The sequence below is a fragment of the Anaeromassilibacillus sp. An250 genome (assembly GCF_002159845.1).
GTDB classification, from domain to species: Bacteria; Bacillota; Clostridia; order Oscillospirales; family Acutalibacteraceae; genus Anaeromassilibacillus; species Anaeromassilibacillus stercoravium.
In genome coordinates, this window is sequence record NZ_NFJK01000032.1 from 1 (window position 1) to 17,009 (window position 17,009).

Consider the following 17,009-nt stretch of genomic DNA (forward strand, 5'->3'; position numbering starts at 1 on the left):
CCCCATGAAGCGTTTTGTCAAGTGCTATTTTGAGTTATTGACGCACAATCAAAGTGAAAGCGCGAAAGTGCAAAGCGCAAAGGGTCTGCACTTTGCGTTTTCAGCTTGCGGGTTCGGGCGGCTGCTTCTTCTTGATGAAGTTGTACCATTGACCGCCGACGCGCCTTGCATCCAAAACACCGCCCATGTTGCGCTTGGCGTTCTGCACCGTCCTTTCAGATATTCCGGCTTCGGCTGCGGCCTTTACAATTTCCTCGCTGGCAAGCTCTTTCCCGTCTGCAAGCAGGTCAAGTATCAGCCGTTCCGCCTGTTCGGTCTTGGTGGCCGTGTTGCCGCCCGCGCCGGATAGCAGCTCGTCGGCGGTAATGTCATACTCGCCTATCCACGAAAAGCCCGTTTCCGGGTCAAGGCAAAAGGCAACGGGCTTGCCCTCCGGCGCAAGGGAAGATTTGTCATGGACGATAACGCGCACATTTGGCTCCCGCTTCACGCGCCCAATCAGCAGGACGCTCCTTGCTGCGGCGCGGAAGTCAATAGAACCTAAGCCCCGGTATGCGCTCTGTCCTCCGGCGGCTTTATTCAAGTGTCCGATAAGGATAACGGCGCACCCGGTACGCTCGGCAACATCGGCAAGGCGGCGGAACATGGGGCGCACCTCGTTTGCCCTGTTCATGTCGGTCTTTTCGCCCATGTACGCCTGTATGGGGTCAAGGATAATCAGCCGCGCCCCGGTCTGCCGGATAGCTCTCTCTATGCGCTCGTCGGAAAGGGAAAGCCCCTGCTTGCTCTCATCAATGACAAGAACACGGTCAAGGTCTGCTTCGGCTTCCATAAGGCGGGGCTTGATGGTGTCGCCCAAACCGTCCTCGGCGGTCTGGTAAATCACATTGAATGGCTCATGCGCTGCCATGTGGGGGAACGGCTTGCGGTTGGTACAAGCGGCGGCAAGGCGTAGGGCAAAGGTGGTCTTGCCCTCGCCGGGGTTGCCTTGCACAATGGTTACTTTCCCAAACGGGATATACGGCTCCCATAGCCATTCAACGGTCTGCGTGTCAACCTCGCTCATGCGGATAATCTCGACGGTTTCTTCCTGCGGCGGCTCTTTCAAGCCGTAAACAGCTTCCCGGATATACTTCCCGTCTGTGATTTCTGCCCGGTGCTGCAATACCTCGTTCCAATCCTTGAAAAGAGGGATAAGCCGGTGGACGGTATAGCCCTCCGGCATGAGCTTTACAAGGCGGCTGCAAGCGTCGTTCCCGGCTTCATCGCTGTCAAGGCAGAGGTAAACGGTCTTGATGTTCGGACGGTCAGAGAGAAAGCGGAGCAGGGCTTTTTCTCCCACGCCGCCCAATGACAGGTAGCTTTGCTTCTGCCATTCCTTTTTGAACAGGCAGAGGAAAGAGATCAGGTCAATGGGTGCTTCAAAGACAAACAATCTTTCGCCCTCGCCCCGGTAACAGAAGTTAAAGGCTTTGTCGCTGCCTTTCACATCAAGCCGGAAGTTTCCCGCCGTTCCTTTGCTGTGGGCGTAGCGCGGTATTCCGTCCTCGTCCCGCCCCACAAATACGGCGTTGTGGTGGGCTGCGTCCTCGTAAATATCGCCGCGGGCAAAGAAAAAGCCCGTCACATCTTCATCAATGCGGCGGGCTGTTGTGAGGTAGTTCCTCGCTGTTCGGTTGTCGCTGTTTGGGGGTGGTAGCCGGAAGTCGGATAGGGACGCGGGGCAAGGTCTGTCCGGCGGCGGTGCGGCTCCCTTTTCTCCTGTGAGAAGTTCTACGGCTTCGGTGAAGCTCTTGCCGAAAAACTCCATAACAAAATCAACGGGGCCGCCGCCCTTGCTCTGGCTGTGCCTGTACCACTTGTTTCCCCGGACGGTCAAGCTGTCGTGCCGTTTCCAGCGGTATTCATTCCCGGCGCGGGTAAGCTGCTCGCCCTGTGATTGCAGGAAAGAAACAAGGTCGGCTTGGTTCGCCCGGTCTATCTGTTCTTGGGTGTAATACAAAAAGCTCAACTCCTTTCATCGTTCTAAGTCGTGCCGCTTGGCGCGGGTCTGCTCCGGCTGGTCGGCTTTCAGCGCAATGTCAACACACTTGCGGATATTGTGCAGCTCGGCAACCTCGGCGCGGGTTTCTTTCAGCTTGGTATATTCCGCTGTTCTCTGCCCGCTGAGAGTGGCGTACTCTTTTTCCCATTCAGAGATAGGCAAGGTCTTTGTCCCTTTCGGCAGATTTGCATGGAGATAGCGGCTCGCTGCGTTCCATAGCGTAAGCTCGGCGCGGTGGGCTTCCTCGTACTTGTCGCGCTTGCTCGTCCAGCCATTTTTCAGCTTTTTCAGCTCGTCGTGAATGGGCTTGTACTCGGTGTAGTTCTTCCCGTATTCAATCAGCTTTTGCAATTCTTTCATGCGCTTCTCGGCGGTTTTCATGCCCTCCCGGATAGCGTCGGCTTGGTCGCTGACAGAGGAAAGGGCAGCGTCCAGCTCGTCAAGGGTGGAAATGCCATGCTCGGAAAGATAGTTGACCGCCTTTGCAACGGTTTTCAGTTCGTCGGCGGTGTGCTGCCTTTGCCAACTCTGCGAATACTTCCGGCTCTTTTCTCTCTGAACGCTTAAATACTTCATCAGCAGATTTGCAAGGCCGGGGGATTGCGGGGGCTGCTCCGGGGCGGTTTCCCGCGCCTTGAACAGTTCGCCAATCCATTCTTTGAGCTTTCCAATCTGCGCCCGGATTTCCCGGATAAGGCGGTTTGCTTTTTGGATATTCCGGTTCAGCTCGCCTTTCTCGGTGGCTATGCCTTTCTTCTCCATTTGACAGGCCGCCACGCCCATGTGGACGGTGGGCAGCTCGTCAATGCCGCGCTCGGCGTTGCTGCGGTGGTCGATGCGCTCCGGGCTTCCGGCGCGTTCAAGGTAGGCGTTTGAAATATCCGCCCATGCCTTGCGCCATAAAAGCGCGTTGCCCTTGTCGTTCCAGCCGGTCAGGTCAACTTTGCGGGCCTTGTATTTGCCGCTTGGCAAGCGAATACGCTCGCCGTTTTCATCAAGGTCATATTCCTTTTTGGACTTCGCCGCCCATGCGCCGCGCTCGTCAAGGGGGCGCATGGTAAGCATGATGTGACAATGGGGATTGCCCTTGCCGGTGTCGTGAATGGCGTAATCAACGCACATTCCTCTGGAAACAAATTGAGAGGAACAGTATTCCCGGACAAGCCGGATCTGTTCCTCTCTGGATAACTCTATGGGAAGCGCCGCGTCAATCTCTCTGGCAAGCTGGGCGTTCCCGGCTTTCTCGTAAAGCTCCACGCTGTTCCACAAGGTTGAACGGTCAGAGAAAGAGGGCGGGGCATTGGGCGGCAGTAGGATTTCCGTATGGACAACACCGCCTTTGCGGGTGTAGTCGTGGGTCATTCCGTCCCACTCATTTGTCAACTTTTCGCCGCTTCGGTAGGCGGCTGCGGCAACGGCTGATTTGCCCTTGCCCCGGCTGACAATGCTGATATTACAATGGTAGATGGCTATGGGTATCACCTCCCGGATAGGATAATAAAACCCGCAAAAATGGTACAGACGCCAACGGCGGGTGTACTGTTTTTGTGGGTGTGCAGGGATAGCCGCGTAAGCGGCGCAAGGGGTGCAGCCCCTTGTTGCGGCAAAGCCGCCAATGTCGGTCAGAGAGGGAAGCAAGCGGCTTTCTCTCTGTGCCGACAAGCCCTCGGCAGAGCGCACGCACCCGTAAGGGTGTATAAGTGCGCCTTTTGTGCCAAAGGGATTATTCGCTTTTCCCGCCCTTGGTGCGTTTTTTCAGATAAGCCCGCGCTTCCTCGCTCGTCAAGGCAAGCCGGAGAAAGGCGGCGGCTTCCTCGTCGGTCATGGTCTTGGCTTCCGGCACAATGCTCTCAAAGACCGCACCCCGGACGATCAGCCGATGGCTGCGCGTCCTGCGTTCCTCTTGGGATAACTTTTGCCGCAACACCTTTTCCCGGTTTTCAAGCTGCCGGATTTTCTTCTTCCCGTCCTCAATCTCGGCTTGCAATTCCTCGCGGTTTTTTTCTCTCGGTTTCGTCATGGGTGGTCACTCCTTTCTACCTGTCGGCATAGAAAAAGGACAGTCGATTTCCTCGGCTGTCCTTTTGATTAGGGTGTTTGGTTTACTCCGTTCTGCTCAATAAATGGGAATATTAAATATCAATACGCCCTTTAATACATTCCTATTAAAACATCAGCTTCGATTGTCAAATGTGTGAGAGTACGCCAATCAACGCAATCTTTTTCAACGCAAAAGAGAAGCGGCGTCATTTCAATAAACGACATTCTTTGTTCTGATGACAACTGTACGGTGGCTGAAACCGTTTCTCTTGAAATGGTTTTAAGATATTTCTCAAAATATTCAACGACAGACTCATTTGAATAATCTGGATTTTTCAAGTGTGCTTGCACTTTAGTCCTGATTTCCCTCAAATGATTTTTCGTAGGAATTACTTTCACAACATATCCGTTAGGAGATAGCAATCGCTGAAATTCTTTGTAGTGTGCAGGCGAAAATATGTCTAAAATACAATCCATACTTCCGTCTTTCAAAGGGATTTTTGATAAGTCAGTAACAAACCACTTCACTGCTTTGCGCTTGTCTTTTTTTGATGCAATCTGTATTGCCTCCCTTGACAAGTCAAAGGCAAAGATGTTTCGTTCTGTTCTTTGCTGTATCTGCCTTGCATAGAAACCCTCGCCGCAACCAACATCTAAAATGTTTCTTATAGATGGCGTATCAGAAATAAACTGTATGATTTTCTCCAACACAACATCATACATGCCATACTCCAAAATTTGGTGCCGGTTGTCAAAAGACCGCTTGCTGTAGTTGGTTTTGGGCGATGATTTTAACAACAAATTTACATACCCATATCTTGAAATATCAAAGCAATGTCCATGTCTACAAATTAGGCTATTGCCTTGTATATCCATTGATTTTGTGCAAATTGGGCATTGAAAATAAACCTTGCTGTCTGCAAAGCGTGATAAATTATTATTCATTTGTTTTTCCTCCGTAATTACATCTCTGCTTCAATAAGCGAGTTATGCAATACGGATAACCGCAACATAACTCGCGGTTTTATCTTAATCTCATAAATGTAACCATTGTGTTGTCCTCCAATCAATTCCGCAGTATTACTCTGCTTTTAGAAAAAGTATAGCACAAAACTATGAACATTTCCACTCTATTTCAGCCTGTCGGCGGCGTTGCTCTCTCTGGCGTACCGCCGCGCCGCTTCCCGCCGTTCCTCGCTGTATGGGGCGGTCAGACGGAAAGAGAAGCGGCCTTTCTCAATGTCAAACTCCATGCAGCCCGTTTCCGGGTCTGCGTCGGTCTGGCGGCACACATCGGGGTGCTGCTCGGCATAGGCGGCAAGCCGCTTCTTCAAGTCGGTATTGTGGGTACGGATATGGATCAACGGGTCTTTCTCATCAAACCAGATGTCTGTGGTCTTTTTTTGCTTGGGAAGCCCTGTTCGCATAAACTCTCCTTTCTGCGCCCCTGTTACGCAATAGGGGCATTTTTCGGGTGTTTTCTCCGGCTCTTGACTTGGAGAAAACGGCGTTTTTGACGATAAAAACCGCCCGGACGGGGAATGTATCGTCGGGGCGGCTGTTATCGCAAAATTTCCGATTTTTCCGGCTCTTGACCGTCCTGCAAGCTGTCGGCAAGTATCACTTTGAGCAGCTTGTCGCGGAATGTTTCTGTGCCGCTGTGATTGAAAAACAATTCCGCAACGATGGTCTGTCCGTTCTTCTGTGTCGTGATGATACTGTCGGGGGTCTGTTCTGCCATAGGCGGCTCCTTTCTCCGGGCGCGAAAAAGGGATTTCCCGTAGCCCGGAAAATCCCTCTTAGTTGTCGGTATTCTGTTTTACTGTGCGGGTGCTGCGGCGGCGGCCTGCGCCTTTCTCCTTGCCCGGTATTCCCGCGCTTTCATGCGGTCATATTCCCGTTGCTTTTCAAGGTTTCGCGCCCGGTACTCCCTTGAATACTGCCGGTGGTAGGCGCGGCTCTTTTCCTTTTGGGCTTCTTCGATTTCCTCCCGCATTTGCCGGACTTCCTGCTCCGTAGGCTCTGCAAGCTGCGTCACTTCGTTCTCAAATCTGCCGATATAGTTAAAATATATCCCGATGTGCTGAACAGCCTGTTTTGCCCTTTTCTTGTCGCGCTCATGCACTTCAATCCGGCTGATAAACTCGTTGAGAATGGCGGGGGTCAGGTCAGTAAAGGCGGCATAGCGTTCCGTCAGCTTCAAAAACTTCTGCGCCCGCCCTCCCGCGTTCTCATAAGCGGATAGCTGCTCTTGGAGTGTGGCAAGCTCCGTTTTCAGTGTGTAGTATTCTTCCGAATATTTTTGCGACATTTGCTCATAGCGGTCTTGCGGGATAGTGCCGAGGGCGTTGTCCTCATAGAGCTTATTCAGCACCTTGTCAATCTGTTCAAGGCGTGTCGTGATTTGCGGGATACGTTTCTGCTGCTTCTTGGTCTGGTCGGTCTGCTGCATGGCAAGGTTCTTTTTCACTAAGGCTTCAAACTCCGCCCGGTTGCTGATAGAGTATCAAGAACTTCGTTTTTCTATACCTGTTACCAATACCCCAACTATAGTGGAATGGCAGTCAAAGCACACTCTGTATAGACCGCTAAGAATTTTACAATCAGATAGAATTACTACTCCGCTTGCAGTTGGGATTATTAGTCCACGAATTATCCTTCCTAAAACAATGGACATAAATAACACGCAGTCCATTTCTTATGTCTTAACTCACGAGTATTTCCATTTGCGGCGCTTCGATATGCTTCGCAAAGTCTTTATATTATGTGCCGTTTGTGTGCATTGGTTCAATCCATTGGTGTGGGTTATGTCAATATTACTGAACCGGGACTTGGAGATGACCTGCGATGAAGAGGTCTTAAAACATTTTGGTGCAAATAAAACGACGAAAAAAGAATATGCTTACGCACTGATTGAAATTGCTGAAGCACGCAATGCATATTCTCCCATTAGGAGTTACTTTAGCACGAATTCTGCCGAGGAAAGAATTATTTCAATCATGAAATATAAAAAAGCTTCTTGTCTATCCGTTGCTATGGCAGCTCTACTACTCGTTTGCTTCACAAACATATTTGTAGCATTTGCGTGTGAAGCCCCTTTACAAACTAATTATGCCGAACCTTATAGTACGGAACTGCTTACTACAGATGGCAAAGTAATATCTCGTTCCATAAATGATTCCATCAACTCCAACTACACAGATACAAGGATTGATAACACAAATTTTTATGGTGAAACCGTGAATTGTATAAATGGCATTTCAGGCCCACATGAAGAATCAAATGCTCACATGGCTACTTATACAAACAATGGGGGAACGTGGTCTCTCAAATCGGGGCAAACGGTGATGATTACTTTAGATGTTGTCCCTGTCGAAAACGCCGAGGACGGATGGAGTGTGTACCTTGGGTACCAAAAAGATGGAAACTATACTATTGTATCAAATCCGCGTATCTTTATTGGATCAACAACGTTGCCCATTACAATTCCAGAGGACGGAGAATACAATTTTTTCATCTTAAATGTATCAGCTGGAAAAATCAGTATTAGCAGTTCTGAAATAAACATCGGGTGATCTAAACTTTAGAAAGGAGAATGTAGGTGTACTCAAAAACCGAGTATGCTTCTGCATGACCAACAGAAAATGAAAAGAAGTACTCAGGATAAACTCGAACTTTTGATCTCCCTTGGTGGATTAGCCGTACTCATTGGTGCGTTCCTTGTATGGTGCAGTAGTAAAGTTGTGAGTATTCCAGGCTTTTGCTCCGCACTTTTGAGTGCAGTATTGTTTGCAATAGTTTGCCTGCGCTTTGTCCCAGAATGGATGTTTTTTTGGCGAAGGCGCTCTGTTCTTAGAATCACTAAAGTTGAACAAGTGCCTACCCACAAAATGGCATATAAAAATATCGAGCTAAAAATCTTTTTCTCATTGATTTTAGTTAACCTCAGTGTCATAGTAGCAGCGTTTTTACTCAGACGCATAATAGGCTATCAAGAAACATTTGTCGATAGTCTTGAGTTTTGGACTTGTACTGATAGTTACCACTACCTTGCAATCGCTCGTGACTGGTACCTATCTGAAGGTGATGTGGATCGCCTTGTCCAACTCGTATTTCTTCCTGGCTACCCAATTGTGGTACGCTTGGTCAATTGTATTCTATACAACTATCTATATTCTGGGTTGCTTGTTTCGCTGCTTTCTTTTGCTGGCGCTGGCTGTGTAATTTATCGGTTGCTTCTTTTGGATTTTGACCACCAAACTGCTATCCGTACTATCAAGTATTTCTGTCTACTTCCTGGTGCATTTTTCTTCACAGCGCCTATGAGTGAAAGTTTGTTTTTGCTGCTGTGTGCATCCTGCCTCTATTTTGCAAGAACAAAGAGGTGGTTGCTTGGTTGTTTGTTTGGTACCCTTGCGGCATTTACCCGATCTCTTGGACTGACACTATTTGTCCCGCTATTTTTTGAACTTGTCGCTGAGTTCAAAAATACGCCAAAAGAAAAAATCCCTATACGGCATTTCATAGAAAAGTTTTTGGAATCACTTTTGGTTTTTCTGGGCTTTGGAGCGTATTGCCTTATAAACTATTTTGTTGCTGGAAATCCATTTAAGTTTTTAGAATACCAGAAAATGCACTGGAACCAACAACTTGGATGGTTCTTTAACACAGCTTGCTACCAGTTAGAAGAGGCAATTAATTCTTACTCATCAAATAGCACGAACCTATTAGGGCTTTGGTTGCCTAATCTCATTGCTATTTTTAGTAGTTTGATAATAATGATTTTTGCGGTTAGGTTAATGCGTCCCAGCTATACAGCATGGTACATATCATACTTTTTAATCGCTATTGGTGCGACATGGTTATTAAGTGCCCCAAGGTATTTGATTACACTAATTCCAGTTCCGCTTGCGGTATCACTCGTAAGTAAAAAAGCAACGATTAACATACCAATATCTATCATAAGTGGAATCCTGTATACCTTATACTTTTATGCATTTGTAATGCGATGGCAGGTATGGTAGTAGTAGAACAAGGAGAGTTGTTATGGCCTACGAATGGCTTCTTTGTCCACTATGTAAGGGCAAAACACGTATACAAGTTCGCAATGATACGGTACTTCAAAATTTCCCACTCTATTGTCCGAAATGTAAGCAAGAAACCTTAATTAATGTAAAACAAATGAATATGGTTGTCATCAAAGAGCCAGACGCAAAGACGCAGAGCCGATGAGCATGAGAAGAACCTCATAGTCATCGGCTCTGCTTTTTTAGCATTGGCTTTTCAATAAGACTTCTTTTGTGCCTTTAATGAATTGCATGAGTAATTATGCGATCATGTTATCAATGCGAGGATATAAAATAGCCTAAAAGATAACTGTTGAATAACGGTAAAAAAGCCGTCGTTCAACAGGCAATTACCATCCCCTCAATAATTCACTTGCGGCGGCCTTGATAAAATCAAGGCCGCCGTTCCTTATACCTTCGACAAAGGAGTGACGCCTCTATACGTTGATACGGCGGCTTTAGGAAGGGGCCGCCGTGAAACAGGAGAAATTTCGACAAAATACGACCAGAGCTTACTTGCCGAAAAAATTCTAACCGGTGACCAGTATCTCCCTGCCGTTGAACAGGCACTATCATGGTCTGCAAGAAAGTAGGATGACGCCTATTTTGAAGGCGTAAGCAACCGCATATCGGAGGCTGCGGAGCAAGAGGAGATCGAGTACGAGAAAGTTTTCATATACAGTACCAAGATGGAGAGCATGGCGAACCGGTATACCTTAGCGCTCTTGAGCTTTATATTGCATCTTGTTGGAGACTTGTTGTTCCTTTTGCGACTGCCGCACTATTCTCCGTACTGCCTTTCGCTCTATATCTTCATGTAGCATACGGGAAACCACCTTTTTGCTGTCAAACATCAAAAGCGGGCTGTACTTCTCGCCGTAAACCTCCTGCGCTCGGTTCTCCGCTTCCTGCTCCTTGCTGGGGCGGATGGCCTGCCTTGCTTCATACAGCTGCACCGGGTCAACGTCCTGAGCCTGCTCCCGAAGCCCGGCATACTCGTCCAGGGCAGCGTCCAGCTCAGCAGAATATTTCTGTTCCTGTTCTTCCAGCCGTTTCAGGCTCTGCTCCATGGCGGCGATGTCTTTGGGAAATTTATCGGCGGCATCTTCCTCGGAATATGCCAGCGACGCCAGAAGCAGATTTTTCTCCGAACGCAGTTCCTCCAAATCCTCTGTCAGTGCCGCAATCTTAGCCGCCAGTTCCCGGTGCCGAAATACATGAACCGCAGAGAGCGCCTCTTTCTCGGAAAGCAGACTGCGGCGCTCCTTCGTCTTATCCCGAATGTCCTTTGCAAGCTGATTGTACTGTGCGAGAGCAGGGCGCAGCGTATTCAGCGAAGTGTTCAGACGCTCCTTGCCTTTGCGGAGATACCTCAGCTGATAGCAGAACAGCAGCAGATTTTTACGCAGATTCTCCATGGCAGCGGCAAGTGCCGGGATGGTATTTTTAACTGCCTGGGCCAGCTTTTTGACCTGTCCCCTCAGATCCCGGAGCAGGGCATTGTCGGTCTTGATCTGCCGGTTCAGCTCGCACCGGTCAGAGATGATACCCTTTTTTTCCATGGCTCTGGCAACCACACCCTCATGGACCGTGGGCCGCTCCAGCAGACCACGCTCGGCATGGCTGCGGTGGTCGATGCGTTCCTCATGTCCGGTGCGCTCCAGATGGCGGTTTGCCACATCTGCCCATGCAGCCCGCCACAGAACAAGTTGCTCATCGCTGTTCCAGCGTTCCGTGATGGGATTTTGTCTGCCATATTTGGTACTTTTGGGATACTTGGATACCCGTTCATAATCCTGGGCCTGCGCTGCGGACGGGGCCATATACACCTTCTTTTTGCCTACCTTGTACTGGTACTGTTTCTCCCAGCCGTCGGCCTGCGCCTGTTTGAACTCGGCGACGGTAAAGCCCCGTTCCTCGCCATCTTTGACACAGAGATATTCTTTCTCGGTCTTGTACTGCCATTTTCCCTTTTCATCCAGCGGGCGCACCGTCAGCAGGATGTGGGCATGGGGATTGTGTCCGGGAGGATATGGGTCATGGATGGCAGCATCAGCGCACATTCCGTCTGCAACAAACTGCTCCTTAATGAAATCTTGCAAGAGCTGGATTTGTTCCTCCCGGCTCAACTCTATGGGCAGCGCCGCCACAAATTCACGGGCGAGGCGGCTGTCCTTTGCGGTTTCGGTTTCCTCCACGGCGTTCCACAGGGTTTCCCGATCCTGCCACTCTGCGGGGGCGGTGGCTGGCAGAAAAACCTGCCGCCATCCAAGTCCCTGTTTGCGGGTGTAGTCGTGCTGCACTCCGTCATACTCGTTGAGCATCCGGGAACAGCTCAGATAGGCCGCAGCAGCCACGGCGGAGCGTCCGGCTCCACGGCTGACCATCTTGGCCTCCAAATGATAAATCGCCATAAATCACCTTGTCCTTTCTGAAAGGGGTGCCCTGTATCTGTGTCAAGCTGCCGGTGGCAGGTTGACGCAGGCAGGCGGCGGGATGGGGTGGCAATATACCACCCCATGAACAGGGGCTTCCAAAACGGAAACCCCTGCGCCGACTGCATGGGCAAGGCTGGCAGTTTGGCAGAAATGCAGCCTTGTCCAGCGGCTCCCGCAGGAGACGCAATCCCCCTCGGAGAGCGCACGTGCCCGACCAACGGGAGGGCTACCACCGCCTGCTTTAGCAGGTGGTGAGTAAGTGCGCCCTTCGGGATAAAAAAGAGGAAGGCCCCCGGTTTCCCGGAGACCTCCCAGCCGTTTTCAATCGTATCCTGCCAGCTTTCGCCGCAGGTATTCTTCCAGATTGTCAAGCCCTACCGCCTGTACTTCCGGCAGCACTTTTTCCAGCACTGCGCCCTCCTGAATGAGCCGCCTTGTCCGGGCTTTTCGCTCCTTCACCCGATCCCGTGCCTGGGCTTCCTCCAAGCGGTGCTTTGCCTGCAACAGTTTCTTTTCTTCACTTGTCATAGATTTACCTCCGTTTCTGCCAGATCAGGTCATAGCCCAGCACATCAGCCAGCTCCACAACCTCCTTGTAGCGGATAGATTCCCGCTGGAGCTTGGCCGATAGGTTGGAAACGCTGTCCGACCTGCCGTATTCCTCATGGAGCCGGTCAACTACCTCCTGCATGGTGTATCCCGCCCGGACGATCTGTGCCTTAATCTCGTTGCGTACCGGCATCATAAAAAATCCTCCTAAATTTACTTGATAAAAAAGCGAAGCCGGTATGCCCTCTGGCATAACCGCTTCGCTGTGTCGTGAAAAATTCTCTCGTCAACAAATCCGTCCAGAATTGCCGGTGTGATGTCCTGTCCACAGGTCGCACCTTCCGACTTTTCTGTTTCGTGTGATTTGGCTTGAAACCGTGCAATTTCCCATGGTTCCATGCACCCGGTTCACCGGGGTGAGAAGCACTGTTTCGCAAAATGATTTCTTCCAACCGTCAAATACTTTTCGATTCCCACTTGCCTTGATTTAGCATGGGGATTTGATCGGTGATTCTGACTGGTATAGCCGTCGAATTGCTATAAAAGGGAGAACAACGGCCAATCAAAGCGTACGTACGTACAGCGTCCTCACAAACTCCACATCCTTCGCTTCCGGCTAAAGCCGAAAGCTCACTCGTTCCGCTGCTCGTCCTTTCCCCAACGGAACCGCTTTACAGGGTTCCGCTGGGGGCCCCAGTATTAACGCCGCCATTCCTCCGGCACATCTTCCGGTACGTACGTACGCATCGAATCACCGGAAAACACTGATATATGATTTCTCACTAATACCTCAATTCCCAGAAATCCACGCACCCGCCGTCCGGCTGCGTTGGTCACATTGTTGCAGTATTCCAGATTGTAGCGGCTCTGGCAGGCGATCAGGGCTTCGCTGAAGCTGCGTGGCTTCAGGGCAGGCAGGTTGTTTTCGGTGCAGTAAATCTGATATGCTTCATACAACTCTTTGGAGCTGGCGGACAGATCGGCTTTCAGGTGAACATACCCGTCAGAATCCAGAAAATCATAGACATTGTTGTTGTCCCGTTTGACTGCTTCCCGGTTTTCTCTGGTGCGGTCACTTTCGGTGAACTTGAAGTTGTTTGCGGCCAGCCGCTGCAATCCCTCAAAAGCCCAGAGCAGGATGCCCTCCACCTCGGCTTTCATCTTCTCGGCAAGGTCGGGATCATCCATACGGCCAGCAGGCTTTTCTTTTGTAGTCAACACCAGCTGGCGGCGGTAAAATCCGTCGCTCCGGTCAAACAGCGCCTGCAAATCTCCGTTGGAGAAGGCCAGCAGCCGGGCGCACATCCATCCCTGATAGCTCTGCTTGCCCTTGCGCTCCAAATCCATCTTGCCCTGGGCGGTCACGATGGACTTTACATAGTTGGTTTGTCGCAAGGCTTCCATTCGCATATCGTCATCCACGCACAGGAGGATATGCTCCAAATCGGCACGAGCAAACCGGTTCTCCGATATTTTCCCGATGCTGCCGTCCTTCATGTTGGAACCGAACAAAGTTCCCAGCACAGCGCCGATCTGTGACTTGCCTTCGCCGCCGCTGCCCTTAATGACCATCATCCGCTGCCCCTTATTGCTGGGAATCAGGCAGTAGCCGATATATTCCTGCAAGGTGGGGATGTCCTCCGGGTAGAGCAGGCCATCCAGAAATTGCAGCCAGAGAACAGGTTTCGGGGCGTTGGGCTTGTAGGACACGGGGAAACGATTGCGGACAATTTTTGGCTTTCCCTCCACAAAGGTCCCGTCCAGAAAAAGTGTCCCGTTGGAAAGATGAATCCGGTCCGGCTCTGGGGGAAAATCCTCCACCAGCGCCGCCAGTTTCATCAGCTCCACAATGTTGCTGATTTTACGGGGAATGTTGCTGACCGCACAGCATTTCAGCTCCTCAAAAATCTCTCCCCGCAGGGGCAGTTCGTTTGTCACACGGCCTTCTGGCGTGAAAAAAGCCCCGTTTGTGAAGATGATCTTGTGCGTCTGCAAGAACTCCTCACAAAACAGGGCTTCGTTGATGCTTTTTCCATCAAACCAGATGGGCATCCCGTCAAGCTGCGCTTTGTTTTTCATGGGCACCGTCCTCCTTTTTCAGCCTGTCCAGCCGTTCCTCCAAACCGGCAATCAGGCCATCCTTGTTCAGCATTTCCACGATTTTCACCCGATGTTCCAGTTCGGCGGCAATGAGCAAATCCGCCAGATACTCCACATAGTCCAGCATCTGGCAGGCTTCCACAAACCGGTCATCCAGAACATCTTCCGGTGTCTTGGGTGCGTACTGCACCTTCCAGCTTTCCAGAAGATGCAGATAATCACACAGCACCCGCAGGCAATGTACTTCCTCCTGCCGGTATGCTTTCAGCTGAGGACGCTCCGGTTTTGGTAAGGCGATTGCCGCCGGGGGCTTGTCCGGGTCAATCCCGAAATCCTGTGCCAGCTTCTGCGCTGCTTCGTAACTGTTCAGGCCAAACAGCCTTGCCACAAGGTCGATCACATCGCCGGTGGCTCCGCAGCCGAAGCAGTAAAAATATCGTTCATTCAGCTTCATGCTGGGGTGTCGGTCCTCATGGAACGGACAGCTGCACATCCCGTTTCGGTTGACTTGCAGCCCATAGTGTTCCGCCGCATCCGGCACACAAATATTCTGTTTTACCAGTTCAAAGAGTGTCATGAAAATCCCTCCGTTTCAGGGCATAAAAAAAGCGGCCTGCCCGGTTCGTTGGGGCAGGCCGCAGTCTTTATGCAGTTTGTGATGTTTCCGTTTCTTTGGCTTTCCGCTTTTCCTGCCGGTAGAACTTCTCCCGGCAGGCGGGTTTGCAGAATTTAGCGTTGGGGCGGACAGACTGGAACGGCTCTCCGCAGCACTGGCATACCAGCTGGTACGGTTCACCCGGAACGATCAGCCCCTCGGCAATCTTCTGTTTGCGCTCCTTCTGGCGCAGATATTTTTCATGGTCACGGATGCGCTTCTGGCGACGCTTTTCCTCCGCAGCCAGTTCTTCCTCGGTGGGTTCAGGCATAGGCACTTCAAACTTCCCGATAAAGTTCAGGTAAATCTCGATTTCCTGAACCCGTTCCCCGGTGCTTCTGTCCGGGGCATGGACCAGAATCTTCTCCACAAATTCATGGATCATAGGGGCGGTCAGCTCGGTGAAATCTGTATATTTCTGTGCCAGCGCCAGAAAGTGGCTGGCACGGTCCGTGTCCTCATGAAACTGGTCCAGCTGTGCCTGCTCGGAGGCAAGCAGCTGTTCCAGCTCCGCCTGTTCCTTCTCATATTCGGCACAAAGCAGCTCGAACCGTTTTTCTTCCAGTTTGCCCATGGCATAGGTTTCATACAGCTTTTTAATCAGCACATCCAGCTCGGCGCTGCGTTTGCGCTCTTTGGCGACCTTGCGTTTCAGCTCCTTGGCCGCTTCCTGCTGGCGAACCTGTGAAATGCTGCGAACTTTCTGAATAAATTCCTCCTTGTTCTGGATGGCATAGCTGGCGGTGGTGCGGATTGTTTCCAGAATCAGGGCGTTCAGGGCTTTGGTGCTGACGGTGTGGGAAAAACACATCTGGGTTTCACGCTCAAAGGTCAGGGTGTAGGTGGAGCAGTTATAGAAGTCGGTTCCATACTCCCGCCCGTCCTTTTTGCGCTTGCCCCGGTGGTTATACATCTTGGCTCCGCAGTCGGCGCAGAACACAAGGCCGGTCAGGGGATTGGCGACGCCGGTGGTATCTGTCCGGCGCACCGTCCGCTTCACCTGCTGAGCCAGCTGCCAGGTTTCCGGGTCAACAATGGCCTCGTGGGTGTTCTCAAAAATCAGCCAGTCGGACGGGTCATTTTTTACCCGCTTATCCCGGTAGGACTTTTTGGAGGAACGGAAATTGACGGTGTGCCCCATATACTCCGGCTTGGTCAGCATAGAACTGACCGTGAAGCCGTACCAGTCATAGGGGCGGCTGGTGTCCACGGTGTTCTTCCGGCTGCCTCTGCCGTTGCGGGCCAGATAATAGGCGGGGCACTCCACCTTTTCCTGTGTGAGTATCTTGGCGATCTCATGGGGGCCGTGCCCCTCCACCGCAAGCCGGAAGATCCGCCGCACCACGGCGGCGGCTTCCTCGTCCACCAGCCAGTGATCCTTGTCCTCCGGGTCTTTTTTGTAGCCATAGATGGCGTTGTTGGTGGTGGGCTTGCCCGCCTTGCCCTTGACACGGTATGCTGCTGAAACCTTTTTGGACTGGTCACGCAGATACCATTCGTTCATGATATTGAGAAAGGGCGCAAACTCGCCGCTGTCCTGTTCCTCGCTGTCGATGTTATTGGCGACAGCAACAAAATGAACCCCATTCTGCCGGAACATTACCTCGGTGTAAAAGCCGGTTTGCAGGTAGTTTCTGCCGATCCGACTTAGGTCCTTACACAGCAGATGGGCCACCTTTCCCGCCTCGATGTCCGCCACAAGGCGCTTCCATGCGGGACGGTCAAAGTTGCCGCCGGACCACCCATCGTCTGTGTAGTGGACGATATTGGTGTAGCCCCGCTGTGCTGCATAACTTTCGAGATAACGTTTCTGGTTCAGAATGGAGTTCGAGTCACCCGTGAGGTCATCGTCACGGGACAGGCGCTCATAGAGCGCAGTGATTTTTTCTTCCGTCTGTCTGTTTGCCATATTAGGCGCTCCTTTCAGACGGACGGCTCATTTGTGGCAGTTCCATTATACCACATTCCGGCTGGTTTGCCAGCCCGTCGTTGCGGATCAGCCGCAAAATTTTATCTTCCATCGTTTCCTCGGCGGTTTCACTGAGGTAGACACGAACTTTATAGGTGGTGTTGCCAATGTGCCGGGTCAGAAACACGGCGTTTTTATCTGCCATAGA

The 17,009-nt window shown here is 51.0% G+C and carries 16 protein-coding genes and 1 pseudogene; 3 read left to right on the top strand and 14 right to left on the bottom strand.

The genetic code is table 11. The features are described 5' to 3' along the window. Window positions 1–100: 100 nt before the first annotated feature. The 7 genes and pseudogenes from B5F54_RS16470 to B5F54_RS16500 all read right to left on the bottom strand — a co-directional run. Window positions 101–2,002 (bottom strand): AAA family ATPase, encoded by a 1,902-nt coding sequence (locus B5F54_RS16470; protein ID WP_035393622.1) that lies wholly within the window; start codon window positions 2,000–2,002, stop codon window positions 101–103. Between the two features lie 15 nt (window positions 2,003–2,017). Then, entirely contained in the window at window positions 2,018–3,526 is a 1,509-nt protein-coding gene (gene mobQ / locus B5F54_RS16475; RefSeq protein WP_005930696.1) for a MobQ family relaxase, read from the bottom strand. 241 nt (window positions 3,527–3,767) lie between these two features. Then, a complete protein-coding gene (locus B5F54_RS16480) occupies window positions 3,768–4,064 on the bottom strand; it encodes a DUF3847 domain-containing protein (protein ID WP_016147288.1) in 297 nt (98 codons plus the stop codon). A 131-nt stretch (window positions 4,065–4,195) separates the two neighbouring features. Further along, window positions 4,196–5,029 (bottom strand): methyltransferase domain-containing protein, encoded by an 834-nt coding sequence (locus B5F54_RS16485; RefSeq protein WP_002584969.1) that lies wholly within the window; start codon window positions 5,027–5,029, stop codon window positions 4,196–4,198. 185 nt (window positions 5,030–5,214) lie between these two features. Beyond that, a complete protein-coding gene (locus B5F54_RS16490; RefSeq protein WP_005930687.1) occupies window positions 5,215–5,511 on the bottom strand; it encodes a hypothetical protein in 297 nt (98 codons plus the stop codon). 134 nt (window positions 5,512–5,645) lie between these two features. Next, on the bottom strand, window positions 5,646–5,825 hold the full coding sequence (locus tag B5F54_RS16495) for a transposon-encoded TnpW family protein (RefSeq protein WP_005930684.1): 180 nt from the start codon (window positions 5,823–5,825) through the stop codon (window positions 5,646–5,648). Window positions 5,826–5,903: 78 nt separating this feature from the next. After that, window positions 5,904–6,590 (bottom strand): annotated as a pseudogene (locus B5F54_RS16500) (DUF4368 domain-containing protein); the annotation flags it as partial. Between B5F54_RS16500 and B5F54_RS16505 the strand changes: the two are divergent. From B5F54_RS16505 to B5F54_RS16515, 3 genes are all read left to right on the top strand, one after another. Continuing rightward, complete coding sequence (locus B5F54_RS16505; RefSeq protein ID WP_087235262.1) at window positions 6,535–7,659, top strand: M56 family metallopeptidase; 1,125 nt, start codon at window positions 6,535–6,537, stop codon at window positions 7,657–7,659. The pseudogene B5F54_RS16500 and the gene B5F54_RS16505 overlap by 56 nt on opposite strands. A gap of 69 nt (window positions 7,660–7,728) precedes the next feature. Further along, window positions 7,729–9,108, top strand: a complete 1,380-nt coding sequence (locus B5F54_RS16510; protein ID WP_140400410.1) for a hypothetical protein — start codon at window positions 7,729–7,731, stop codon at window positions 9,106–9,108. A 22-nt stretch (window positions 9,109–9,130) separates the two neighbouring features. Continuing rightward, window positions 9,131–9,316 carry a cysteine-rich KTR domain-containing protein gene (locus B5F54_RS16515; protein WP_087235254.1) on the top strand — a complete coding sequence of 62 codons (186 nt, stop codon included), beginning with the start codon at window positions 9,131–9,133 and terminating at the stop codon, window positions 9,314–9,316. Window positions 9,317–9,866: 550 nt separating this feature from the next. Here B5F54_RS16515 and mobQ (B5F54_RS16520) read toward each other — a convergent pair. From mobQ (B5F54_RS16520) to B5F54_RS16555, 7 genes are all read right to left on the bottom strand, one after another. Further along, the gene (gene mobQ / locus B5F54_RS16520; protein WP_087235255.1) at window positions 9,867–11,564 is read right to left on the bottom strand and encodes a MobQ family relaxase; all 1,698 of its coding nucleotides are present in this window, start codon (window positions 11,562–11,564) and stop codon (window positions 9,867–9,869) included. A gap of 345 nt (window positions 11,565–11,909) precedes the next feature. Then, window positions 11,910–12,116, bottom strand: coding sequence for a DUF3847 domain-containing protein (locus B5F54_RS16525; protein WP_087235256.1), 207 nt, complete (start codon window positions 12,114–12,116; stop codon window positions 11,910–11,912). Between the two features lie 4 nt (window positions 12,117–12,120). Continuing rightward, window positions 12,121–12,330 carry an LLM class flavin-dependent oxidoreductase gene (locus B5F54_RS16530; RefSeq protein ID WP_442856140.1) on the bottom strand — a complete coding sequence of 70 codons (210 nt, stop codon included), beginning with the start codon at window positions 12,328–12,330 and terminating at the stop codon, window positions 12,121–12,123. A gap of 506 nt (window positions 12,331–12,836) precedes the next feature. Further along, complete coding sequence (locus tag B5F54_RS16540) at window positions 12,837–14,216, bottom strand: DNA primase family protein (protein ID WP_087235259.1); 1,380 nt, start codon at window positions 14,214–14,216, stop codon at window positions 12,837–12,839. Beyond that, window positions 14,194–14,814, bottom strand: a complete 621-nt coding sequence (locus B5F54_RS16545; protein ID WP_087235260.1) for a CHC2 zinc finger domain-containing protein — start codon at window positions 14,812–14,814, stop codon at window positions 14,194–14,196. Before B5F54_RS16545 ends, B5F54_RS16540 begins: the two co-directional genes overlap by 23 nt. A 67-nt stretch (window positions 14,815–14,881) precedes the next feature. Continuing rightward, a complete protein-coding gene (locus B5F54_RS16550; protein WP_087235261.1) occupies window positions 14,882–16,801 on the bottom strand; it encodes a DUF4368 domain-containing protein in 1,920 nt (639 codons plus the stop codon). Between the two features lies 1 nt (window position 16,802). After that, the coding region (locus B5F54_RS16555) for a transposon-encoded TnpW family protein (RefSeq protein WP_442856139.1) at window positions 16,803–17,009 on the bottom strand (207 nt) is incomplete at its 5' end.